Raw genomic sequence first — 24,008 nt, 5'->3', positions numbered from 1 at the left:
GACGAGAACGACATGCCAGGGCACACCGAAGAAACACACCCACTCCTTGCTCGCAGCCACGCTGCCAGCACAGTGATTAGTGCAATCGACTCGGAAATCCGCGTCAGCATCCTCTCCCTCCTGGTAGAACGCGAGTATCTGGTCAGTGAGATCGTCACGCAACTCGGCCGACCCCAGCCCCTTATCAGCCAACACCTGCGCGTACTCAAAAACGCCGGGATTGTGGTCTCCCACCCCCAGGGGCGCAGCCGCTGCTACAAGCTCAGCTCCCCCGAGCTACATGGATTCTTCCGCGACATCATCGCCCTCTCCGCCACGGTTATGCGCACCTGCTCAAACCCTCGGCGGAGATCGCAGAAATAGCCACGATCGACGTCTCAGAGGTCACCGAGGAGTCCAATGCGCCCCTGACCCCCGCCACGCCCGTGTAGTACCCTGCGAACAGCACCCCCAGACAACACGGGGAAGGACACGGAGAATGAATAACAGATCCGCAGCGCGGGCACCCAAGCTCGGCGCGCGCAACACCAAGCAACGCGCCGCCGTGGTGGACGCGCTCGTCGCGCTCAATAACTTCGCCTCGGCCAAGACGATCCACCAGGAGCTCACCCAGCGGGGCACCCCCGTGGGACTATCCACCGTGTACCGCACCTTGCAATCGCTGGCCGAGGTCCACGCCGTAGACGTGCTCAGCGTGGCCGGGGGCGAAAGCCTCTACCGCCACTGCCTCAGCGAGGATCACCACCACCACCTCGTGTGCACCGAATGCGGCTCCACCAAGGAAATCGACGGCGGCCCGGTGGAGCACTGGGCCAAGGAGGTAGCCTCCCATCACGGCTTCGCCCTCACCGGCCACGACGCCGAGATTTACGGATTGTGCCCGGCCTGCCGCTCGCGCGCCGACCACGCCGACCGCACCACCGCTGCCGAAACAACCGGAAACACAAAAACCAACTAAACCCAGACTAAGCTGCGTTACCTTCCGTTCACCAGGTTTTCACCTGCGGGGGTTCTTTTGTCCATGTCATGTTCACAAAGGCCCCCTATCTTTTCCCCTGAGCGATGCTCGTTGTCCTCCCGGTGTCATCCCGGTTCATCAACACTTGGAAGAGTAGCTATGTCTTATACCCGCCATATCCTCCCCGCTGCGGCCGCCCTGACCAGCCTGGTGCTCATCGCCGGGTGTTCCAGCGCCGATAACACCGATACCAACGCCGCCGATGCCTCCACCCCGCAGAGCACCGCGCAGCAGACGAGCAACACCATTACCCCCGTGTCTCAGACGGAGTCCACCAACAGCCGCGAGGCCGCGGGCACCCTCTCCGAGCACGGCGGCGCCCGACGCCTCCAGGGGGATCAATCCGGCAGCCTCCAGGAGGCCATCAGCAAGACCGGGGCGAAGAACGTGATCCTCCTCATCGGAGACGGCATGGGCGATTCCGAGATCACCTCCGCCCGCAACTACGCCGAGGGGGCGGGCGGTTCCTTCAAGGGCCTCGACGCCCTCCCCGTAACCGGCCAGTACACCCACTACTCCCTGGACAAGGAGGGCAAGCCGGATTACGTCACGGACTCCGCAGCCTCCGGCTCCGCCTGGGCCACCGGCACCAAGACCTACAACGGCGCCATCTCCGTAGACATCCACGGAAAGGATCAGGAAAGCATCCTCGAGCGCGCCAAGAAGGCCGGCCTGGCCACCGGCAACGTCTCCACCGCGGAGATCCAGGACGCCACCCCCGCCGTCCAGGCCGCCCACGTGAGCCACCGCAAGTGCTACGGCCCGGATTCCACCGCGGAGAAGTGCCCGGAGAACGCCCTGGAAAACGGCGGGCGCGGCTCCATCTCCGAGCAGATACTGGAGACCCGGGCGGACGTGACGCTGGGCGGCGGCGCCGAGAGCTTCGAGGAGAAGGCCAAGGCCGGGCAGTACAAGGATAAGACGCTGCTGGAGCAGGCCCGCGAGCGCGGTTACCAGCTCCCCACCAACGCCGAGGAGCTGGGCAAGATCACCGAGGCCAACCAGGATAAGCCGGTGCTGGGGCTCTTCTCCGAGGGGAACATGCCGGTGCGCTGGGAGGGCCCCAAGGCCGCCAAGGGCGGATACCTTGAGGACGCCGCCACCTGTTCCGATAACCCCGAGCGCACCGCCGAGGTGCCGCTGTTGGCGGATATGACGGCCAAGGCGATCGACCTGCTCAAGGACAAGGAGGAGGGCTTCTTCCTCCAGGTGGAGGGGGCCTCCATCGACAAGGAGGACCACGCCGCTAATCCCTGCGGGCAGATCGGTGAGACCGTGGATCTTGACGAGGCCGTGCAAAAGGCCCTGGAGTTCGCCAAGGCCGACGGCGAGACCCTCGTGGTAGTCACCGCCGATCACGCGCACACCAGCCAGATCGTTCCCACCGAGGACGAGGAGGAAGAGGGCCTCTACCCCGGCCTGACCCGCAAGCTGCTCACCCGCGAGGGCTCGGAGATGACCATCAGCTACGCCACCACGGATGACGTGGACGGCTCCCAGCAGCACACGGGCACCCAGCTGCGCATCGCCGCCTTTGGCCCGAACTCCGCCAACGTGGCCGGCCTGAGCGATCAGACCGACCTCTTCTTCACCGTGACCGAGGCCCTGGGGATCTAGACTCGCTCACCCGGCGCCACCAGCACCGCGCTGCGGCGCCGGTCTCCCTCGCCCCAGGTGCCCACGATGGTGCCTGGGGTTTGTGCTTCCATCCCCTCGCGCGGCTCCTCGGGCAACACCTTGATCTCAGCAACCTCGGCGCTCCCGGCGTCCAAGCCCGAGGCCACGCGGAACTCCACCTGCGGCGGAATGATCTCGCCGGTACCAAGGTCCTTCTTCGAGGCGGGCTGGCGGCCCTCCCGCACCGCCTCCGCCAGGGCTGCGCGGAAGGCCGGGTCGCGGCGGGCGTCGTAAATATAGCGGGTGCCCAGCACGGAATGATCCATCTCCCCCAGCAGCCCGGCCGTATCCGGCAGGGCGCTGGGGCGATACGCCAGGGGCACTTGGATGAAGCGCCCGCGCACCGAGACCACGGCCACCTCCATGCCCACCTGTCCCTCGGGGTCAATCAGCCGCCACGAGGCCTGGGGAATCAGATCCTCCCCCGGTTCCATCAGGCCCTCGCGCTCCGCAAAGAGGCGCTGAAAATGCTCTTTACCGGGACTCAACTGGGCATCCGCATAAACCTCGGCCACATTGTGATGTTCGCTCATGCCCACCAGGATGCCACAGCGCGGCGCGCAGGATCAGCCGATCACCTGGCCGAAGAGCACGCCGAGCACGTAGGTCACCGCGGTGGCCCCCATGCCCACCAGCCATTGACGCAGCGCGCGCGGCCCCGGCGGCTTACCGGAAAGGATCCCGGTGAAGGCCCCCGTGCACAGCAGTGCCACGGAAACCAGGGCGATGGCGATCACCCCGCCCAGCAGGGCGGAGGCCCCAAAGAGGAAGGGCAGCACGGGGATCAGCGCGCCCGTGGCAAAGCACAAAAAACTCGACATCGCGGCCGACCACGCTCCGTCCTTGGCTTTCGACGCCGCGACCTCGCCGCTGGCTTCCGCCACCGCCCCGTGCGCCTGCGCGAAGGCCTCCCGGGCGCGCTGCTCCGCCTCCTCCGCGCCGTAGCCGCGGGCGCGGAATACCAGGGCTAGCTCGTTGGCGTTCACGTCGAGTTCCGGCAGCAGCGTGGCGGTGTCCTCCTGGGGGGTGGAGGCCTCCAGGAGTTCCGCCTGGGACTTCACGGAGATGTACTCCCCCGCAGCCATGGAGAGGGCGCCGGCCAGCAAGCCGGAGACGCCGGTGAGCAGGATCATCGAGGAGGAAACCCCCGAGCCCATCACGCCGATCACCAGCGCAAGATTGGACACCAGGCCGTCATTCGCCCCAAAGACGGCGGCCCGGAAGTCCCCCGACATGCGCTCCCGGCTTTGGGCGGCCAGGCCCTTGACCACCTCGGAATGAACGTGCTCGTCCGCCGCGATCTGATCGGGGGCGTCGTCATCGCTGCTGTAGGGGTTGCGGGCCTCCGCGCTTTGCATCATCGCCAGCACGAATACGGAGCCAAAACGGCGCGCCAACCACCCGGTGAAGCGGGTTTTCACCCCCGGGCGCTGCGGCATGCCCACCTCATCGCCGAGTTTCTCCCGCCAGTATTCCTCGTGGCGGGACTCCGCCTCGGCCAGTTTCAATAGAATCTCGCGCTCCTCTCCCGTCTTTTTTCGGGCGAGTTCGCGGTACACGGCGGCCTCGGCTCGTTCATCCGCGAGGTACTGCCGCCAGCGCTGAATTTGCTTGCGGGTGGGAGGGGGAGACGTATTCACTCGTGGTTCTCCGGGTGGGGTGGGAACAATCCTGGATTATGCTACGCGCCGATCAGCGGCAGCGGAAGAGTCAGGCGGTTCCGCCAAAGCGACGATCCCGGCGCGCGTATTCCTCCACGGCGGCAAAGAGATCCTCCGCGCGAAAATCCGGGAAGAGTTTGTCCTGATAGATCATCTCCGCATAGGCCGATTCCCACAGCAGGAAGTTCGAGGTACGCTTCTCCCCCGACGGGCGCAAAAAGAGATCCACGTCCGGCATATCGGGATCATAGAGCCACTGCTGAAAGCTCTTTTCCGTGATCTGCTCCGGGCGCAGCCTCCCCGCCGCCACCTCGGCGGCGATGCGGCGGGTGGCGTCGATAATCTCCGCGCGGCCGCCGTAATTCACGCACATGACCAAGGTCATGCGGGTGTTATGGCGAGTGAGTTCCTCCGCGGCCTCAAGTTCCCTAATCACCGAGCGCCACAGGCGCGGGCGGCGGCCCGCCCACACCACGCGCACGCCCTTTTCGTGCAGAATGTCGCGCTCGCGGCGCAGAACATCGCGGGAGAAGCCCATGAGAAAGCGCACCTCCTCCGCGCTGCGTCGCCAGTTCTCGGTGGAAAAGGCGTACGCCGAGAGATACGGCACGCCCATCGCCAGGCAGGCGTCTACGGCCTCCATGAGCACGGCCTCGCCGCGCCGGTGGCCCTCCGTGCGCTTCATGCCGCGCTGCTGCGCCCACCGGCCGTTGCCGTCCATGACCAAGGCGATGTGCCGGGGCAGGAACCGCGCCGGTATCTGCGGGGGCTGAAGATTCCGGTTCTCAGAGATCACCCGGCCATTCTACGCAGCAGTGCCGCCCAACGAGCCCCCAGTGCACCCAGTAGTCCCGTGCGCCGCCCTACGCCGAGGGCAGGAGCGTGGTAATCCGCTGCTCCAGGTGATATTGCAGGTGCACGCTGGTGAGCCGGTGCACCCACTCGTGGAGATCGTGGCGCCGCATGATCTCCTCGGCGGCCTGGCGGTGCCCCTGTTGCAGAAGCCACATGGCGTGCAGCGTCTCCGGGGGAATATCCGCCGAGCCCGGCGGGCGGCAACGCACACATACCGCGCCCCCCGCGCGGGGGTGGAAGGCGTGATGGGGGCCGGCCTCGCCGCACTGGGCGCAGGCAAAGAGGCTTGGCGCCCACCCGGAGTGCCCCATAGCGCGCAGCAAAAACGCATCGAGGCACACCTCGGGCTGGGATTCGCGCTGCATGACGGCGAGGGTATCCACCACCGCGTCAAAGAGGAAGGGATCCTCCCCCGTTTCCGCCACGCACAGCCGCTCCGCGCAGTTCACCACGGCGCAGGCCGCGGTGTAGCGGGCGTAATCCTCGATGATCCCGGAGGCATAATAAGCCACGGTATCCGCACCGGTGAGGGTGGCGAGGTTGCGGCCGGGGTAGAGGTGCACATCGAGGTGCACAAAGAGCTGCACGCGCGAACCAAAGCGGGACTTGGCGCGGCGCACCCCCTTGGCCACCGCGCGCACCAGGCCGTGCCCCCTGGTCAGCAGCACCACTACGCGGTCGGCCTCGCCAAAGTCATAGGTGCGCACCACCACGGCGCGGTCGCGGTAACTGGGCCTGCGCACCTAAAAGCCCAATCTCCCCAGGGCCTTGGGGTCTGATTGCCAGTTCTTGAGCACCTTGATCCGCAGGTCAAGGTAGATGTTCTGCCCCAGCATTTCCACGATGGACTTGCGGGAATGATGAATGATCCGGCCCATGCGGCGGCCCTTGTAGCCGGTGATGATGTCCTTTTGCCCGGGGCGTTCCACGTAGATGATGGCATGAACATCGAGCACCCCCTCACGCTCCTGGCTGGGCAGGATCTCGTCTACCTCCACGGCCACGGAGTGCGGCAACTCGTCCTTGAGGCCGGACAGCGCGGCCTCACGGATAAGCTCCGCGATGCGGGTATCGCGGTCATCGTCGGTGACGTGATCGTCCGGGTAGAGCTTGGGGCCCTGCGGCAGATACGCGGTGATGACCTCGCTGAGGACGTCCAATTGTAGGCCATCGGCGGCGGAGACGGGCACCACCTCGGAGTCCCCGCCCAGCAGGTCGTGCAGGGCCAGCAACTGCGCGCCCACCTGATCCTTGGACACCGCGTCGATCTTGGTGACCACCCCCACGATCGGGGTGCGCGGGGCCACCGATCGCACGTTGTCGAGGATCCAGCGATCGCCGGGGCCGATCTTCTCATTAGCCGGAATGGTCAGCCCGATCACGTCCACGTCCGCGTAGGTATCCTTCACCGCGGCGTTGAGACGCTCCCCGAGCAGGGTGCGCGGGCGGTGCAGGCCCGGGGTGTCCACCACCACGATCTGCGCGTCCTCGCGGTGAACAATCCCCCGAATGGGGTGCCTGGTGGTTTCCGGCTGATCGGCGGTGATGGCGATCTTCTCCCCCACCAGCGCATTGGTCAGGGTGGACTTGCCGGTGTTGGGCCGGCCCACAAAACTCAAGAACCCGGAGCGAAAGCCCTCGGGCGTATCTGCAAAGCTCACCTATCTCCTTATATCGACCGTATAGACCGGCAGCGGGGTACCTCTTAACAATATAGGCCGCTAGAGTTCCCGCACCTCAAACTGGCACCGGGGCCGTGCATAATAATCCTGCGCCGCCACCAACTCCAGCTCCGGGCTCTGCGCCTCAAAGGTCAACCGCAGCAGATCAAACACGCTCGACGCCGTGTCCGCCAACGCCTGGCGCGCGTTGCCGGAGGCCACGTAGTGCCCCGTGAACAGGGCGGCCGCCACATCGCCCGAGCCGTTGCGCTTGAAGGGCAGGTGCGGGGTTTGCACCACCCACGCGCCGCCATCGTCCACCGCCATCATCTCGATGGTGCCCTCGGGGCGATCGGGGCGCTCCACGGAGGTCACCAGCACGGCTCGCGGCCCCATCGTGCGGGCGGCCGCCACGGCCGCGAGGGTGGAATCGAGGTCATCGGCCGTGCGCCCGGTGAGGTAGCCCAGCTCAAACTGGTTGGGGGTGATGATGTCCGCCGCGGGAACCACCACGTCGCGCAGCAGGGGCGGGATGGCCTCGTCCACGTGGCAGCCGGACTTGGCGTTGCCCATCACCGGATCGCAGGCGTACACGGCCCGGGGGTTGGCCTGCTTCACCCGGGCCACCGTCTCCACGATCACCTGGGCGATGTCCGCCCCGCCCTGGTACCCGGAGAGCACGGCGTCCACCTGGGCCAGGGCTCCGCGCTCCGCCATGCCCTCGATCACCTCGGCCACTTGTTCTGCGGGGATCACCGGGCCACGCCAGGCACCGTATCCGGTGTGATTGGAAAAGTTCACGGTGTACACCGGCCAGACCTCGTGCCCCAGGCGCTGGAGGGGAAAGACCGCCGCGGAGTTACCCACGTGCCCGTAGGCCACGGCGGACTGGATAGACAGAATGTTCATGCCCTCTATCGTGCGGTATGGGCTCCCTCTGCGCCAACCTCGCCCTCGGTGTCCACACCGCCCGAGCCCTCGGCGCCGGGCAACTCCACCACCACGTGCCGCACCCGCACGCGGCCCCTGCGGTCGTGCCCGCCCTCGGTGCGCAGCCGCAGCCCCGCGACCTCCACGGTGGAGCCGGGCAGCGGAACCCTGCCCATGCCATAGGCCACGAGCCCCGCGATGGTGTCCACCTGATCGCGGATTTCCTCGTCAAAGTGGAGCTTCTCCCCCAGCTGCTCGTGCACCTCCTCCTCCAGGTCATCCAGGGAAACCCTGGCCACCACGCGGAAGGAGCGCGGCCCGATCTGCTCGATGGGCACCTCCTCGGTGCCGTCGTACTCGTCGGTGATCTCACCCACGATCTCTTCGAGCACGTCCTCCATGGAGATCATGCCGGCGATGCCGCCGTACTCGTCCACCAGCATGGCCAGGTGATTGTGGTCGCGCTGCATGTCATGCAGGGTGGCGTCCAGGGGCTTGGAATCCGGGATGAACACGGCGTCGCGCATGACGTCCGCCACCGTGACCGAGCGCCCGCCGTCGCTCATGTGGTATGTCCGAGCCACCAGATCCTTCAGGTACACCACGCCCACAATGTCATCAATGTTCTCGCCCACCACGGGAATGCGCGAGTGCCCCGAGCGCACGCACAAGGTGGTGGCCTGGCCGGCGGTCTTACTCTCCTCGATCCAGATCATCTCCGGGCGCGGCACCATCACCTGCCGGGCCGTGGTGGTGGCCAGGTCAAAGATGTTTTGGATCATGCGGCGCTCCTCCACCTCCACCACGCCGTGCTCCTGGGCCATGTCCACCATCTCCCGCAATTCCACCTCGGTGGCGTACGGGCCGTCGCGAAAACCGCGCCCGGGGGCCAGGGCGTTGCCCGCGGCGATGAGCAGGCGGGCCACCGGGCCAAGCACCGTGCCCACCACGCCGAGCAGCACCGCGGCCCGCAGCGAGATGGAATACGGATTCTGCCGCCCTGCGGTGCGCGAGAACACGCCCACCACCACGAAGCTCACCAGGGTGACCCCGCCGATGGCGGCGGCAAAGGCCCAGGCCTCGGAGGGAATAAGGCTAAACGCGAGCGACGCCGCAAAGACCGCCGCCGTGGCATCGAGAAGCGTGCGCAGCAGCACCAGAAGATTGATGTGATCCGCCCGGCGATCCAGCACGGCCAGCAGCCGACGCGCCCCGGGGCGCTCCTCCTGGGCTAGTTGCTCCACCCGAGCCCGGGATATGGAGGACAGCGCGGATTCTGTGGTGCTCAGCAGGCCGGTCAGCAGCAGGGACGCCAGGGTGGCACAGGCAAGAAGCAGCGAGGTCATGCGTCCTTGGGCTCCCCGATCGCGGGAATCCCGCCCCCCGGCACCTGCCGATCCAGCGCCGCGCGATCCGCCGCCGTGGGAAAGGCCCCCGCGCCGCTGGGCTTGGGCTGATACTCCACCCCGCGCGCGGCGGCATCATCGTACCAGTCCGCGAGCAGCTCATTTTGCAACGCAAACATTTCCCGTTCCTCGGCCGCCGTGGCGTGATCGTAGCCCAGCAGGTGCAGGCAGCCGTGCGTGGTGAGCAGGGCGAGCTCATGATCGAGGCTGTGGCCGGCCACCTCGGCCTGGCGCAGGGCAAACTCCGGGCACAGCACAATATCTCCCAGCATCTGCGGGCCGGGGTCGGCGGCATCCGGGCGCTGCCCGCGCTGGCCGGGGGTGAGCTCGTCCATCGGGAAGCTCATCACATCGGTGGGCCCCTCAAGATCCATCCACCGCACGTGCAAATCCGCGATGGTTTCCAGATCCACGATGGTGATGGTCAGTTCCGCGTCCGGGTGGATGTCCATGCGTCCCAGGGTGAAAGAGGCGACGTCGATAAGCATCTCCTCGTTGACCCCCGGATAGCCGGACTCGTTGAAAACCTCAATGCTCATGGCCGCCGCCCTTCCTCATGTTCCTCGTACGCCTCCACGATCTTGCCCACCAGGGCGTGCCGCACCACGTCCGCGCTGCCTAGTTCCGCGAAAAAGATGTCCGGCACGCCGCGCAACACCTCGCGCACCCCGCGCAGGCCGGAACGCTGGCCGCCGGGGAGATCCACCTGCGTGACGTCTCCGGTGACCACCATCGTGGAGCCAAAGCCCAGGCGGGTGAGGAACATCTTCATCTGCTCGCAGGTAGTGTTTTGTGCCTCGTCCAGGATCACAAAGGATCTGCTCAGCGTGCGCCCGCGCATGTAGGCCAGCGGGGCCACCTCGATGATCCCGGCCTCCATGAGCTTGGGAATCGTCTCCGGCTCCACCATGTCCCGCAGCGCGTCGTGCAGGGGACGCAGGTAGGGGTCAATCTTCTCCCCCAGCGTGCCGGGAAGAAAGCCCAGCTTTTCCCCGGCCTCCACGGCTGGGCGGGTCAGGATAATGCGATTAACCTCCTTGGCCTGGAGGGCCTGGACGGCCTTGGCCATCGCCAGGTATGTCTTGCCCGAGCCCGCGGGGCCGATGCCAAAGGTGATCGTGTGGGCGTCGATGGCATCCACGTAGGCCTTTTGGCCCATCGTCTTGGGGCGGATCACCTTGCCCCGGCGCGCCACGATCTCCGCCACCGCCAGCTGGGCTGCGGTCTCCGGGGCCTCGGCGGTCACGATCGCCACGGTATGCCGCACGCTATCGGGGGTTATTATCACCCCTCGGCGCGCCGTGGCCTGCATCTCCGCCAGGGCGCGCTTGGCGCGCTGCACCTCGGGGCCGGGGCCGGTGAGGCTGACCTCGTTGCCCCGGGCAAAGAAATCGCAATCGATCAGGTCGCTGAGCACCCGGAGATGTTGATCGTTCACCCCTAACACGAAGGGGGCCGCGGCGTCATCGAGGATCACCCGCGCCGCGACCACGGGAGGCCTTTGCTTTGAGGTCGTTCCTGCCACGGCGCACCAGCCTACCAGCGGGAGGTGAGCACCCCGAGGGCGGCAAGCCCCACCATCGCCGCGCTCGCGGTGCGCAGCACCTCCGGGCCTAGTCGCACGGGTACGGCCCCCGCCCGACGCAGCCGCTCGGCCTCCTCCTCCCCGATACCGCCCTCGGGGCCCACGATGAGGTACACGTGATCCACGTCATCCGCGTCGAGGCCGCACGCGGAAATCGGGCGGGCGGCCGCCTCGTGTAGCAACAGCGCCCGCGTCCCCGGAGTGTCATGCAGCAGGTCGATCAGGCCCGCCGTGTCCACCGGCGCCGTCACCTCGGGCACCCGGGCGCGGCGCGCCTGCTTGGCGGACTCCCGCGCCACGGCCTGCCACTTCTCCCTCCCCTTCTTCTCCTTGGGCCCCACCCAGCGGGCCACGCAGCGCTCCGCCTGCCAGGGCACAAAGGCATCGGCGCCCGCCTGGGTGGCGAGGTCAATGGCCAGATCCGAGCGCTCGGCCTTGGGCAGCGCCTGCACCACCGTGACCCGGGGGCGGGGTGGCCCCTCCACGGCGATGCTTTCCACCTCGGCGCTCAGGCGGGCCTTGGCCTCCACCGCGCGTACCACGGCCACGGCGCGCACCCCGTGGGAATCCACCAGTTCCACGCGCTCGCCCTCGCGGATGCGCTTGACCGTCACCGCGTGGCGCCCCTCGGGCCCGTCGAGCACCAGGACGGCGCCGGGGGGAGTTTCGGCGGAGAGCGCCTCGCAGAGAAAAACGGGAAGAGACATGGCTGGTATCTCCCCGCCCCTACTTGCGGAACTTATTGCGCAGGCGGCTAAACAGGCCTTCCTCGGCGTCGTCGCTGCGCTGCACCTTGGCGGAGTCTCGGCAGTGCTCCCGCACCTCCGTCAGGAGGGAACGGGTGCGCTCGTCGAGGTCGGTGGGCACCACCACGTCGATGTGCGCCAGCATGTCCCCGTAGCCCTCGCGGCGCAGGTGCGGCATGCCCGCCTCCTCCAGGCGCAGACGCGCGGCGGGCTGGGTACCGGGGGCGATCGTCAGTTCGCGCTCTGTGCCATCGAGACCCTGAATGGTCACGGCGGTGCCCAGGGCGGCGTCCACCATCGGCACCCGCAGGGTCAGGTGCAGGTCATCCCCCTCACGCTCGAACACGGGGTGCTCGCGGGTGGTGACCTCCACATGCAGGTCGCCGGCGGGGCCGCCGCCGTGACCAACCTCGCCCGCGCCGGACATGCGAATCCGCATTCCGCTGGAGATGCCGGCGGGCACGGCCACCGTCAGGTCGCGGCGGGAGCGCACCCGGCCCTCCCCGTCGCACTTGTGGCAGGGATCCTGGATGATCTCGCCGTACCCGTGGCAGACGGAGCACTCCCGGGTGGTCATCACGTTGCCGAGGAAGGAACGCTGTACCTCCTGCACCTCGCCCATGCCGTGACAGCGCTCGCAGGTCACCGCCTGGGCCTTGGACTCCGAGCCGGAGCCCTCGCAGCGATCGCACAGAATGGCGGTGTCCACCGTGACCTCGCGGCGCACCCCCGCGTAGGCGTCCTCCAGGGAGATGTCTAGGCGCAGCAGGGCATCGTTGCCCGGCTGCACGCGCGAACGCGGGCCCCGCGAGGCGGCACCGCCGCCGAAGAAAGCCTCGAAGATATCGCCCAGGCCCCCGCCGGCGAACCCCCCGGCGCCGGGGCCGGGTTGCCCACCCTGGGCCAGGGGATCCCCGCCCATGTCCACGATCCGTCGCTTCTCTGGATCGGTTAATACCTCATAGGCGGTGGAAACCTCCTTGAACTTCTCCGCCGCCTCCTCCGAGGGATTGACATCCGGGTGATACTTCCGGGCGAGCGAGCGGTAGGCCTTTTTAATCTCCTGCTCGGTTGCCGAGGAACTCACGCCCAAGATGCCGTAGTAATCACGAGCCACAGTTATACAGTGCTTCCTAGTCGGTGCCAGTACATACCCGAAACAGTGTAATAGCGCCCCTACTTGACCGCGAGCACCCTGCTGACATATCGCGCCACCGCCGAGACCTTAGACATCGTTCCCGTGTAATCCATGTACGTCGGCCCCACCACGCCCAGGCCCCCCAGGGAGGCCCCATCCGCGCCATAAGCGGTGGTCACTACCGACGCCCCGTGGAACTCCTCGCTTTCGTTCTCCTCCCCGATGCGCACATTGACGTAGCCCATGCCCGGGGCGTCGGCAAGCAGGCGCAGCACCACCACCTGCTCCTCCAGCGCGTCGAGCACCATCGGAAGGTTCTCCGGGAGGTCATAGGACATGCGGGTCAGATGCGAGGTTCCCGCCAGAATGAGGCGATCGGTGGGCTGCTCCACCAGCGTCTCGATCAAGACGGTGCAGGTGCGGGTGAGCACCCCGCGCAGATCATCCGGCCCCTGCGCCATCAGATCGCTCAGCCGCACCGAGGCCTCCGCGAACTTCTGCCCCTCCAACACGGAGTTAAGCGTCTGGCGCAACGTAGCCACCTGAGCCTCGTTCACCGGATCGGCCAGGGCCACGTTGCGCTGTTCCACCCGCCCGGTGTCCGTGATGAGCACCAGCAATAGGCGCACCGGGGAAAGCGCCACCACCTCGCAATGCTTGATCTTAGAGACCGTGAGCGTGGGCAACTGCACCATCGCCACCTGGCGGGTGAGCTGGCTGAGCAACTGCACGGAGCGGCGCAGCACATCCTCCAGGTCAATCCCCGCTTCCAGAAAACTCAAGATGGCGCGGCGCTCCGGGGCGGACAGCGGGGCGAGCTCATGAATGGAATCCACGAACTGCCGGTACCCCTTCTCCGTGGGGATTCGCCCGGAACTGGCGTGCTGCTGCTGGATATACCCTTCCGATTCCAGCACCGCCATGTCATTGCGAATGGTAGCCGAGGAAACGTTGAGCTTATGCCTCTCCAGCAACGCCTTGGAGCCCACCGGCTCCTGCGAGGCGATGTAGTCCGCCACGATGGCGCGCAACACCTCGCGGCGGCGCTGATCGGTGGCCCCAGCCATGTTCCTTGCACCTCCGTGAGTCTCGTTGCCTGGTAGCGCCCGGCAATTCCCGCTCGTTTCCACGCAATTCCACGCGGGGGAGTCTTGCGCGGACATTTCCTCGGGGCGCCGCAGCGTTACGGCATTATGTACGGGCCATATTCTACGTAATTCTCCTGTGCTTCTCCCACGGCCCGCCCTAGTCCTACTTGGCTCGTTCTACCTAGCTCGTTCCTCCGCCACCAACAGATCGGCCACGATCCCATCGGCAAAAAGCCTCCCGGCGTCGGTCACCGCCACGCGCTGCGCGGCCTCGGCGGGAGGCCTTTGCCCCTTTTGCGCACAAGACCCCCCCTCCCGGGGATTATCCTCCCCGAAAGCCTCCGGCGCCGCTAGTTCCTCTCCCTCCGCTTTTTCCCGAAAGCACTTTTCCGGGAAGCACCGGAGCAGGCCGCGTTGGCAGTAATCCTCCACCACCGGCCACGCCTGGGGCGCGATCCACTCGGCGGGCACCCCGCGGCGCATGCGCAGCCCCAGCATGAGGCGCTCGGTGTGCCGCTCCTGCGCGCTCAGCCGTTCTCTCTCCTTAATCGGCAACCGGCCCTCGGCCACCGCGCGAGCATAAGTGGCCGGGTGTTTCACGTGATAAAAGCGCTCGCCGGCGATGTGGGAATGGGCCCCCGGCCCCGCCCCCCACCACTGGCCATCGCGCCAATAGATCTCGTTGTGGCGGCACTGCCCTCCGGGGCGGGCCCAGTTGGATACCTCGTACCATTCCATTCCCGCAGCAGCCAGGTAGGCATCAATCATCTCGTAACGCGCGGCCAGCACGTCGTCCTGCGGGGCGGGCAACTCACCCCGGCGCACCTTGCGCGCCATGCGCGTGCCCTCCTCCACGATGAGGGAATAGGCGGAAACGTGATCCACCCCCGCCCCCACGATGGCCTCCAGGGTGGCCTGCACATCTGCGTCCGTCTCCGTGGGGGTGCCGTAGATCATGTCCAGGTTGACGTGCTCGAAGCCCGCCGCCAGGGCCTCCCTGGCCGCCTGCACCGCGCGCCCGGGGGTGTGGCGGCGTTCCAGGATCGCCAGCACGTGGGGCGCGGCGGACTGCATGCCCAGGGATACCCTGGTGAATCCGGCGTCGAGCAGGCCCGCGAAGAACTCCGGGGAGGTAGATTCCGGGTTGGACTCCGTGGTGATCTCCGCGCCGCGCGCGATGCCAAAGGAATCACGCACGGCCGCCAACAGGCGGGTCAAACCCCGCGCCCCCAGCAGCGAGGGGGTGCCGCCGCCCACAAAAACCGTGTGGGCCGGGCGGGCCAGGCCGCGCTGAGCGAGGGACTGCGCGGCGAGGTCAAGTTCCCGTTCCAGGGCGTCAAGGTAGCTCTCCGGCGAGGCCGAGGAGCCCAGCTCGCCGGGGGTGTACGTGTTGAAATCGCAGTAACCGCAGCGCGTGGCACAAAAAGGCACATGCACATACACGCCAAAGGGATCGTCCTGGTTCATGCGCACCACCCTAGCCAGCGATGTTTAACTCGCCGCGCCGGACCCCGCGGCCTGCTGCCTGCGCTGGGCCACCCGCGCCACCACGGCGTCGATGCGCGCCCGCTCCGCGAGGAAATCCGGGGGGTTGCCGCCGCGCCTGGCCCGCGAGTAGGTGGGGTGCGCGTGGGCCACGCACTCGAGCCACCCCTCCGTGGCCGCGTGCACCGCCCGCCGCACGCGGGAATAGAAGTGCGGGAGGCTCAACGCCTCAAGATCGTTAGCGGCCACGTCGGTGCTCGCCAACACCCACTCCACCACCTCGGCCAGGCAGTCCTGCGTCGCCCTCGTTCGGGCATCGAGCGCCCCGGCCAGTTCCGCCACGATCACCGGAGAGGACTCCAAGGGGTGCCGGGTGCGCAGGGATTCCGCATCGATCAGCGTGGGCGGGACGCTGGGGCTCGGCAGCGGCCGCGCGCTCAGCCTCCCGGAACGCAGGCCCGAGGTCAACGCCTGGCGCAGGCCCATCAGTTCCCCCAGCGCCACGCGCGAATCCACGCGGGCATCCGCCACGATCTCCTCAAACTCCGCGAGGCAATCCTCCACCAGTTCCGCATCCCAATCCGCGACGGCCTGGCTGATGTGCTCAATGTATTCCGCCACCTCATCCCCGATGTCATAAAGCTCCTGGGTGAGCTCCCGGTGGCGCAGCTCGGCGGCAATGCGATGCATGATGGCTGGCTGCTCCTTTCGGGGTTTATCCGGGCATTCATCCGGGGCAGGGTCAAGGATTACTTGAGGGTTGGCAACGAAGAATGACTCTAGGACACCGCCGCGCCGTTTTCCGCGCGGCACGCCGTGCGCGGGCGTCTTCCGGCTATCGGGGCTTCCCGCACCCGCTTTTCGACGCCGCCCCTACCGCGGGTGGGCGCTACCGCTGAGGGTTGTCACGAGCCTCGGCGCGCAGTCGCTCCCAGTATTCAAGCCGCTTGCCGATCGTGCGTTCATATCCAAGGTCGGCGGGTTGGTAAAACGTCTCCCGCTCCATGCCCTCGGGAAAATAATTCGCCCCGGAAAAGCCCTTCTCGGTATCGGGATCGTACTGGTATCCCTTGCCGTAGCCGAGGTCCTTCATCAGGCGGGTGGGAGCATTGAGGATATGCGCCGGCGGCATGAGCGATCCCGTGCTCCGGGCGGCTTTCCATGCCTTATTGAAAGCCGAGTACACACCGATGGATTTTGGTGCCGTGGCCAGATACACCACAGCCTGCGCCAGGGCCAGTTCCCCTTCCGGGGAACCGAGGCGCTCATACACGTCCCAGGCGGCCAGCGCCTGCTGCACCGCATGCGGGTCCGCCAGGCCGATATCCTCATTGGCAAAACGGGTAATGCGCCGGGCGATAAACAGAGGATCCTCTCCCCCGATGAGCATGCGGGAAAGCCAATACAGAGCAGCGTCCGGGTCAGAGCCCCGCATGGCCTTATGCAATGCGGAGATAAGGTTGTAATGCCCCTCCTGAGACTTGTCATACAGCGGAGCGCGCTTGTGCACCGCCGCCGCAAGCGCGGCCCTCTCCACAGGACGCGGAAGCCCCTGCACCTGTTCGATCATGTTGAGCAGGTACCGGCCATCGCCATCCGCCATCGCTATAAGCAGTTCCCGGGCTTCCTCATCTAATGGAAGCGGCCCGCCTAAAAGATCCTCGGCACGCTTTATGAGCGCGGCAAAGGCCTCCTCATCGAGGCGTTTGAGCACAAATACCTGGCAGCGCGATAACAACGCGCCATTGAGTTCAAAACTCGGGTTCTCCGTGGTGGCACCCACCAGCACAATGGTGCCGTTTTCCACGTAGGGCAAGAACAAATCCTGCTGGGCGCGATTAAATCGGTGGATCTCATCGACAAAGAGCAGGGTGCCCTGCCCCATTTTCCGGCGCTGCTCGGCCGCCAGGAATACCTTGCGCAGGTCTGCGGCCCCGGTGGACATTGCCGAGAGGGATTCAAATGCCAGGTCGGTTTTGCGCGGCAAGCAGCCGCGAGATCGTAGTCTTTCCGCACCCCGGCGGGCCCCACAGCACCATCGACACGAGCCGACGCCCCACCACCATGCGCCCGATCGGGGCATCGCTGGCGAGAAGATGATCCTGCCCCACAACGTCCTCTAACCTCTGTGGACGGAGGCGATCCGCAAGCGGCCGAGACCGATCATCTTCCTCAAACAGCGATTGCTGCACCGTGTCCATCATCAATACTCCTCCGATCAGGGTTCGTGCGCGCAGCCAAGGCCACCGCAGCGATGCTAACGCTCCCTAGTCGAAAGGTTCATGCGCCGCGAGGGTGAATTCCGGGGTTCTCGATGCGTGGTTCCTCGCCTACTGCGAGGGTCACCGCGCTCGTCGTTCTTGTGTAGCTTAACCCCTACCGTCGATCCAGAACGAACACCACCCCCTCAAACAAATTCATTAACATGTGCATAAAACAAGCCACCCCCTCCACTGTTCAATAAAAATACCATTAATTATCTCCTATGGTATTATCCATTCATAAGAAAGCCGCCGCACACGCCCCCGAGAGCTCTCCCATAATTTTTCCGGCGGAGTCACTCGATCCACAGGAAGGCGCACGGTTTCCAGGGTCGATAAAATCAGAGTAATTGTTTGCTCATAGGCAGTCTCCTGTGCCCATGCATAATTATTATCCACTACGTTAAGCACGCATAGACCCGCCGCTGCGGCACGCACCGTATGCAAGGCAAACTTAGCGCGGCGCAGCGCCTCGTCAGCGCCCTCCCCCCGCACGGCAAGCCTGTCACCCTCACGAAGCATTCGCAGCACGATTTCTTGGTTCGCACCTTCCGCTGCATCAAGCGACGCGATCCCCTCTAGGGAAACGTCCCCCTCCCCCCGCGCCCAAGTTCTCGACAGGACACCACAGGTCCACATTTCTGGGTTAGTGATAGCATGACTAACATAGTCCAGGAAGATCGAGGTAACCTTCCAGTCAAGCGGCCGATTCTCTTCAGAAAAAATTTCCCTAAAGTATTGCTGCTGCTGCATCGCATTTTCCGTGGCGATAGCCACGATCACATCACTGATTGAACCAAAATGATTATACCAGGTACCTTTTGAGTAATCGCTCTCCGCAGCCAAACCGGTGAGGGTAAAAGACTCAATCCCCGATTCCTTAAATTTTGCAAGAGCGATACGAAGAAAATCTTTCTGTCGCCGCTGGAACGCCAGCCGACGCCGCCGCGTGGCTGGCGATTCCCGCTCTTCTTCCTGCATCATAGCTCCCGGCTTGCTCGTTTCTACCATTTCTAGCTACCTAATATTCGCAACACACCTCCCCCTAGCTTACTCCGCCTTATGGAGTCTCCCTACCACCAGCCACGCCCCAGCCATAGCCGCCGCAGCCGTGGCAATGAGCGGATACCAGCCCCCTGCAGAGACGATAACTGCAGCCAACAAACTACCCAGTGCAAGGCCAGCAACAGGAAAAAGCTCACCCACTCCGCGCGCAACGGAACGCTCATCCGCCGAGTAGGAGGTTGTCAGCAACGAACTTCCCACTCCATACAAGACAGCCCAGGCTACCCCAATGGCCAAAAGAGAAAAAAGAACAGCTAGTGGAGAATTGATAGCCCCTATAGCCATACCACCAATTCCCACCGAAAACGCAACCACTATCTGAGATACCTGCGAGAAACGATCTACCATCAATGGCAAGAATAACATCGGAAAATACATTCCGATCATATGCGTCTGCATCGCAACTGCCCGGAATGAATCACTAGCATGCAAATCTTTTTCAAGAACCAACGGTGCCCCAGACATAATAAGGGCCATAGCAAAACAACCAGAAAAACAAACCGACGCTCCCATAATAAATTTTGGCCTAAGTAATAAATGGCGGATCATAGTCATAATACCTACCCCCTCTCCCTTATCACTTAACTGACCGCGCGCCTGCGAATCAACGATCCCAACAGTTGCCACACCCCTTGGCAGACCAAGAAGAGTAAGAAAAGCGCACGCAGCCAACGCACTAACGAGGAGGTAGGACCCGGCATACTTCGGCGTCATGATAGTTGCAGCGACAGTCGCCAACACCGGCCCCGCTACGGCTGCAGCAACCCCCGCCGAAAGAACAATAGACACCGCACGATTTTCATGTCCGGGAAAAAGATCGGCCGCAACATAGCGGTAGTAGTTTGCAATTGCCTGATAGATCCCCACCAAAAAAGTCCCCAGACATAGCAGGAGAAACCGACCGTGAACCAAGGAAAATACGAAGAAATACCTCCTGCGGCCGCAATCAATGCTCCTACAAGAAACATTCTCTTTGCACCGATCTTAGACATGAATCGACTCACCACGGGTGCAACCAAAACACTGCCAATGGAGATGAGAGCCATAGGTAATGTAGCCAACATTGGAGAAGGGGAAATAAGTGCACCCGCCAATGCTGTCACGGTAAGATCAACGCTCATTGCCGAGAGGTAGAAACCTTGACCAACCGCAAGAAACCCTAAAGCATAACTCCTCATGGATCTTTTTCCGCTCTTCATCACACACCATCGATCCAGATATTTCCAACCCGTGAGACATTTTCGGCGTAATAGAGAAAAGAACCATCAGCATCATTCCTCACCACGCACCGAGCGTGATCCCAAGCCTCAGCCGTGGAGACACAATACGGAATCTACCGTCACTCCCCCTAAGGGGCACCCCCTGCCAGGGAAACACCCTCGTCTTACTATTGACCAAATGGATACCAAACTGCCCGATCTTCGGATGGACCGTCGCCCGAACACTCCCCGGATAGCGCTCAGCTAGCACATCAAGAACTTTCAGAGTCACCAACTTTGCCATAAACAAAAAAGCGGCATCCTCAACCTTCCTAGACATCAAACTCTTCAACTCATCCCCCCTTCTATCCCCCAACATGCCAAACAAATTACCATACGCAAGGCATTCTAATTCAAGATAGAAATTCACATTCGACGACATATTACGGATAAGATACTGGACAGGTTTACTTCCCCTATTCACCTCCCACCATGATGCAAGTTCTTCCTTAACCCTCCCCAAGGTTTCACTAAATTCCTCGCGACGATCACCAATGACATCATCGACCATGTCAACATAATCTAACGAGCCTGCCAACCCCATTTGGCCAATTGCCTGACGAGCACTCCGACTATATCCCTGATAGGTCTCTGCATTTACCCCGCAAATATCAGAATATATCTTTCCATCTGACACCACATGAAAAACGGATGGCTTATCTAGAAGTTCGGTTGTCACCTCATTAATTAATTGCAACCTCTGCAGGCAGAGTATCTCGCCTGCGTCAAAGTGACCATAAGGCGATTTTTCCATGTTAGGAATCTTGAAAGGAAAAGAGGGAAGAACATACTCAACCTTGTCCCCAGAGCGCTCATACATTCTCCTCAGGTATTCCCGAACCTGCAAAGAAGGTCCGCTGCGAAATTTTTGCGAACTAAGCAGTAGCGCCGCAGACTCCACTGGAGTGAACTTTCGCAGATCCCTCCATCGCTCTCGAATCACCCCCTTCGCACAACGAGAGGCCTGGTGTGCGATCTCTTGATAGTCAACACCAACCCCCACCTCCGGCAGCGATGGAGGCCAGGAGTGAAACAGCCGCCGCTCACCTACCCGCTCCGGAGGGGAAAGTAAGACATACCACGGGTCAAAGCTTTCCCCCAGGATCGGTTTCGAGGCTTCAGCCTCCGGGCAAGATTTACAAGTAGTCATGAGTTGACTATATGTCAAAAAATATCGGAACGTCAATACCTTTATTGTGACATATCTCTCTCCTTGGGTGATGTGCCCCGCTCTGGCTGCAGCCCTGCACTGGGGTCATCCCTGGCACTGGGGTCATCTGACCTGTAAAAAGCAAGCCCCTATTCACTGAGGCTCCATGCCGCGTGAGAGTAGTTACACAACTCCGCCCCCTATGATCCGCTTGTGCTGCCCTGCTCTCCGCCCCTACGACTGCGCAGACCCAACAACCCACCGATAGCCCAAGCGGCAGGGTGGGGATCACACCCAGCCATACCCGCATCGTCCGTCTGCGCCACCATTCCTAACCCCCCCAGCGGAATAGTGTTTCGCATCCCTACGCTCCGGCCGTAACTGCCGTATCACAACGAAAAAGCGGCCTGCCCAGGTTACTCGCTTTTGCGGTACCTAGGCCGCCGCTGTCTCTTATAGGTTTTTTACAGCAGTTCCCCTACCTGCGGTAGATGCGCTCGATGTCCTCCGCATAGCGCTCCGTGACCACGTTGCGCTTCACCTTCATCGTGGGGGTCAGCTCGTTGTTCTCCTCCGTGAGGTCATGGTCCAGGATGTAGAACTTCTTGATCCCCTCCGCGTGAGAAACGGTCGCGTTGGCGGTGTTGATCGCGTCCTGGATTTCCGCGCGCAGCACCGGATCGGCCGCCACCTCCCGCACGGAGCGGGAATCGGGGATATTGCGCCCGTGCTTCCAGCGCGCCAGTTCCTCCTCGTCCAGGGTAATCAGCACACCGATGAAAGGCTTGCCGTCACCCACCACCATCGCCTGGCTAATCAGCGGGTGGGAGCGCAGCAGATCCTCCATCGGGGCCGGGGACACATTCTTGCCGCCGGCGGTGACAATCAGATCCTTCTTGCGTCCGGTGATGCGGATATGCCCGGTGGAATCCAGTTCTCCCAGGTCGCCGGTGTTGTACCAACCCTCTTCGTTGAAGGCCTCCTTGGTGGCCTTCTCGTTGTTCCAGTACCCGGAGAACAGTACGTTGCCGCGGAACATGATCTCGCCGTCGTCGTTGATCTTCACGGACATGCCGCCCACGGGCTTGCCCACGGTGCCGATCTTCTGGTCTTCAAAGTCCACGGCCGCGGCGGCGCAGGTCTCGGTGAGGCCGTAGCCCTCGTACACCGGCACTCCCACCCCGCGGAAGAAATGCAGCAGATCATGGCTCATCGGGGAACCACCCGTGATGCAGTAGCCCACCTCCCCTCCGATGGCCTCCTTAATCTTGGAATACACCAAGCGATCGTAGAGGCGGCGCTGCGTATCCAGGAAGCGGGTGGGCCCCTCCGGGGTGTCCAGAGCCTTGGAGTATTCGATGGCCACCTTCTCCGCCCGGCGGAAGATGGCAGAACCCACGCTGCCCTTCGCCGCGGCCTGGCCGGCGGCGGCGTTGCGCACCTTCTCAAAGACGCGCGGCACCCCGAGCAAGAGGTTGGGCCGGGAGCGGGGCAGTTCCACGGTGAGGGTGGAGGGATCGGGCCAGTGCGACTGCGTAGCACCGGCGATGGATACCGCCAGGCATACCGCGCGGGCCAGCACGTGCGCCAGCGGCAGGTACGTGAGCACGCGGCGGCCGGGGGCGGCAAAGGCGCCGATCGGGTTGGTGAGCAGGGCTCGCACCTCGCTCAACCACGCATAGTGGGTCAGAATGCATCCCTTGGGGCGCCCGGTGGTACCCGAGGTGTACACCAGGGAGGCTAGGTCGCTGCTCTTTGTGCCCTTGATTCGCTCCCACACCTGCTCATCGGTGATGTCACGCCCCTCAAAGCGCAGGGTTTCCACGGCGGAGGAATTGATCTCCAGCACGCGGGCGAGTTTGGAGGAGGAGCCAGCAAGCACGGGGTTGCCGTCCTCGTCCAAGACCAGGTGGTTGAGCATCTCCGTGTGGGCTTGCGTCTCCGTGATGGCAAAGACGGCCCCGGAGTCCTCCACGATCCACTCCACCTGGCTCATGGAGGAGGAGGGGTAGATCGGCACGGAAGCCGCTCCCGCCGCCCAGATGGCGTAGTCAAAGAGCGTCCACTCGTAGCGGGTATTAGAAAGCAGCACCACGCGGTCGCCCTTGCCCACTCCGGCGGCGATCAACCCCTTGGCTACCTCAAAGACCTGCTCGATGAACTCGGTGGCGGTCACGTTGACCCACTCGTAGTTCGCGGGGCGGGAAAACAGCACGCTGTAGGGGCGCGACCGAGCCTGGTCAATGAGCGCGGTCAGGCAGGTCTCCCCCTCCTTGACCTCGTATTTAGCCGGTTCGGTGTACTCCTTGAGCACCTGCGTTTCCATCTCACTCTCCTCGCTCTATGGCACCGCCCATCGTGCTACGGCGCTACCGATTCATGGCATTCACGTCAGCTCGCCTCCGCGCTTCCCCCAACTTACCTAGACGGGAGGCTCCACGCGGGCGGGAACTATTGTCGGTTTCCACCAGGAAGTATGGAGTATCGCAGATCCCCACACTCAGTGATGTTCCACACAGGATACCTTATTTCCCGATTCCCGCCACCCACGCGGGGCGGCTCCCCTCCCCCGGTTCCCCCATCGCTTCCCTCCTTCCGACATCACAGCATGGAAATCAACCACGCCACCAGCACCAATGCCAGCAGAACCCACAGCGATTGCGTGACCCACGAGGTGGGATACCGCCGCTTGGCCTTGGGCAGCTTCCGATCTTGCTTCCGCAATTCCTCAGGATTAGGCATAGTAAGGAATGCTCCTTTAACTCGTTTCCTCTGGCTGAATGTCCTGGCCCGTCCGGTTCCTCGCCCGACTCCCGCGCGGCACCAAACGCCACACCACATCGCTCACCACATTCACCGCACGCTGCAAGATTAGTGCCGCCACGGCGCAGGCAGGTAGGGCAACACCCAGAACCACCGCGTTTTGCAGCGCCAGCGGCGAAGCCACCAGGCCTTGCACAAACCAGTCATACAGCGCAGTCATGCTCACCATCGTAGAGTGCCGAAGTTGCTATGGTTCAACC

General features: G+C 63.8%; 25 protein-coding genes. 3 read left to right on the top strand and 22 right to left on the bottom strand.

The genetic code is table 11. The annotated features are described in order from the left end of the window. The first annotated feature begins 72 nt into the window (after positions 1–72). From Cocul_RS11635 to phoA, 3 genes are all read left to right on the top strand, one after another. Entirely contained in the window at positions 73–363 is a 291-nt protein-coding gene (locus tag Cocul_RS11635) for an ArsR/SmtB family transcription factor (RefSeq protein WP_245622065.1), read from the top strand. Positions 364–478: 115 nt separating this feature from the next. Further along, positions 479–958, top strand: a complete 480-nt coding sequence (locus Cocul_RS01190; RefSeq protein WP_055121491.1) for a Fur family transcriptional regulator — start codon at positions 479–481, stop codon at positions 956–958. A 159-nt stretch (positions 959–1,117) separates the two neighbouring features. Then, positions 1,118–2,635 (top strand): alkaline phosphatase, encoded by a 1,518-nt coding sequence (phoA, locus tag Cocul_RS01185; RefSeq protein ID WP_055121490.1) that lies wholly within the window; start codon positions 1,118–1,120, stop codon positions 2,633–2,635. On the opposite strand, the gene Cocul_RS12440 is transcribed toward phoA, so the two are convergent. The 22 genes from Cocul_RS12440 to Cocul_RS12135 form a co-directional block, all read right to left on the bottom strand. Then, entirely contained in the window at positions 2,632–3,228 is a 597-nt protein-coding gene (locus Cocul_RS12440) for a maltokinase N-terminal cap-like domain-containing protein (protein WP_055121489.1), read from the bottom strand. The two genes, phoA and Cocul_RS12440, sit on opposite strands and share 4 nt — an antisense overlap. Before the next feature lie 33 nt (positions 3,229–3,261). Further along, a complete protein-coding gene (locus Cocul_RS01175; protein WP_055121488.1) occupies positions 3,262–4,335 on the bottom strand; it encodes a VIT1/CCC1 transporter family protein in 1,074 nt (357 codons plus the stop codon). 70 nt (positions 4,336–4,405) lie between these two features. Next, a complete protein-coding gene (locus Cocul_RS01170; RefSeq protein ID WP_425388764.1) occupies positions 4,406–5,149 on the bottom strand; it encodes an isoprenyl transferase in 744 nt (247 codons plus the stop codon). A 70-nt stretch (positions 5,150–5,219) separates the two neighbouring features. After that, positions 5,220–5,954: a DNA repair protein RecO gene (gene recO / locus Cocul_RS01165; protein WP_055121486.1), complete on the bottom strand. Its 735-nt coding sequence runs from the start codon at positions 5,952–5,954 to the stop codon at positions 5,220–5,222. Continuing rightward, the gene (era, locus tag Cocul_RS01160) at positions 5,955–6,872 is read right to left on the bottom strand and encodes a GTPase Era (protein WP_055121485.1); all 918 of its coding nucleotides are present in this window, start codon (positions 6,870–6,872) and stop codon (positions 5,955–5,957) included. A 60-nt stretch (positions 6,873–6,932) separates the two neighbouring features. After that, positions 6,933–7,781, bottom strand: a complete 849-nt coding sequence (gene pdxY / locus Cocul_RS01155) for a pyridoxal kinase PdxY (protein ID WP_055121484.1) — start codon at positions 7,779–7,781, stop codon at positions 6,933–6,935. 5 nt (positions 7,782–7,786) lie between these two features. Then, on the bottom strand, positions 7,787–9,148 hold the full coding sequence (locus Cocul_RS01150) for a hemolysin family protein (protein WP_055121483.1): 1,362 nt from the start codon (positions 9,146–9,148) through the stop codon (positions 7,787–7,789). Continuing rightward, positions 9,145–9,747, bottom strand: a complete 603-nt coding sequence (gene ybeY, locus Cocul_RS01145) for an rRNA maturation RNase YbeY (protein WP_055121482.1) — start codon at positions 9,745–9,747, stop codon at positions 9,145–9,147. Before ybeY ends, Cocul_RS01150 begins: the two co-directional genes overlap by 4 nt. Next, positions 9,744–10,700 (bottom strand): PhoH family protein, encoded by a 957-nt coding sequence (locus Cocul_RS01140; RefSeq protein ID WP_150114345.1) that lies wholly within the window; start codon positions 10,698–10,700, stop codon positions 9,744–9,746. The genes ybeY and Cocul_RS01140 overlap by 4 nt, the downstream gene beginning before the upstream one ends. 44 nt (positions 10,701–10,744) lie before the next feature. Continuing rightward, complete coding sequence (locus Cocul_RS01135; protein ID WP_055121480.1) at positions 10,745–11,500, bottom strand: 16S rRNA (uracil(1498)-N(3))-methyltransferase; 756 nt, start codon at positions 11,498–11,500, stop codon at positions 10,745–10,747. 19 nt (positions 11,501–11,519) lie between these two features. After that, on the bottom strand, positions 11,520–12,656 hold the full coding sequence (dnaJ, locus tag Cocul_RS01130) for a molecular chaperone DnaJ (protein ID WP_055121479.1): 1,137 nt from the start codon (positions 12,654–12,656) through the stop codon (positions 11,520–11,522). Between the two features lie 59 nt (positions 12,657–12,715). Continuing rightward, a complete protein-coding gene (hrcA, locus tag Cocul_RS01125) occupies positions 12,716–13,744 on the bottom strand; it encodes a heat-inducible transcriptional repressor HrcA (RefSeq protein WP_055121478.1) in 1,029 nt (342 codons plus the stop codon). Between the two features lie 198 nt (positions 13,745–13,942). After that, complete coding sequence (hemW, locus tag Cocul_RS01120) at positions 13,943–15,232, bottom strand: radical SAM family heme chaperone HemW (RefSeq protein WP_055121477.1); 1,290 nt, start codon at positions 15,230–15,232, stop codon at positions 13,943–13,945. Between the two features lie 24 nt (positions 15,233–15,256). Then, a complete protein-coding gene (locus tag Cocul_RS01115) occupies positions 15,257–15,940 on the bottom strand; it encodes a hypothetical protein (protein ID WP_055121476.1) in 684 nt (227 codons plus the stop codon). Positions 15,941–16,139: 199 nt separating this feature from the next. Further along, positions 16,140–17,237, bottom strand: coding sequence for a replication-associated recombination protein A (locus Cocul_RS01110; protein ID WP_245622064.1), 1,098 nt, complete (start codon positions 17,235–17,237; stop codon positions 16,140–16,142). Next, the gene (locus Cocul_RS12715; RefSeq protein WP_245622063.1) at positions 17,209–17,454 is read right to left on the bottom strand and encodes an AAA family ATPase; all 246 of its coding nucleotides are present in this window, start codon (positions 17,452–17,454) and stop codon (positions 17,209–17,211) included. Before Cocul_RS12715 ends, Cocul_RS01110 begins: the two co-directional genes overlap by 29 nt. A 279-nt stretch (positions 17,455–17,733) precedes the next feature. Next, positions 17,734–18,522: a TetR/AcrR family transcriptional regulator gene (locus tag Cocul_RS01105; RefSeq protein ID WP_055121475.1), complete on the bottom strand. Its 789-nt coding sequence runs from the start codon at positions 18,520–18,522 to the stop codon at positions 17,734–17,736. A gap of 39 nt (positions 18,523–18,561) precedes the next feature. Then, positions 18,562–19,488 carry an MFS transporter gene (locus Cocul_RS11630; RefSeq protein ID WP_160318477.1) on the bottom strand — a complete coding sequence of 309 codons (927 nt, stop codon included), beginning with the start codon at positions 19,486–19,488 and terminating at the stop codon, positions 18,562–18,564. Between the two features lie 366 nt (positions 19,489–19,854). Continuing rightward, positions 19,855–20,985 carry an L-tyrosine/L-tryptophan isonitrile synthase family protein gene (locus tag Cocul_RS11475; protein WP_150114293.1) on the bottom strand — a complete coding sequence of 377 codons (1,131 nt, stop codon included), beginning with the start codon at positions 20,983–20,985 and terminating at the stop codon, positions 19,855–19,857. A gap of 478 nt (positions 20,986–21,463) precedes the next feature. Then, on the bottom strand, positions 21,464–23,311 hold the full coding sequence (locus Cocul_RS01095) for an AMP-dependent synthetase/ligase (RefSeq protein ID WP_055121473.1): 1,848 nt from the start codon (positions 23,309–23,311) through the stop codon (positions 21,464–21,466). 275 nt (positions 23,312–23,586) lie between these two features. Continuing rightward, a complete protein-coding gene (locus tag Cocul_RS12540) occupies positions 23,587–23,727 on the bottom strand; it encodes a hypothetical protein (RefSeq protein ID WP_169786393.1) in 141 nt (46 codons plus the stop codon). 16 nt (positions 23,728–23,743) lie between these two features. After that, positions 23,744–23,968: a hypothetical protein gene (locus Cocul_RS12135; protein WP_150114292.1), complete on the bottom strand. Its 225-nt coding sequence runs from the start codon at positions 23,966–23,968 to the stop codon at positions 23,744–23,746. Positions 23,969–24,008 lie beyond the last annotated feature (40 nt).

Origin of the sequence: Corynebacterium oculi (assembly GCF_001412105.1) — a bacterium.
In the GTDB taxonomy this organism is placed as follows: Bacteria; Actinomycetota; Actinomycetes; order Mycobacteriales; family Mycobacteriaceae; genus Corynebacterium; species Corynebacterium oculi.
Note: the sequence above shows the minus strand (reverse complement) of the source record. Positions and strands in the feature narration are given on the sequence as shown.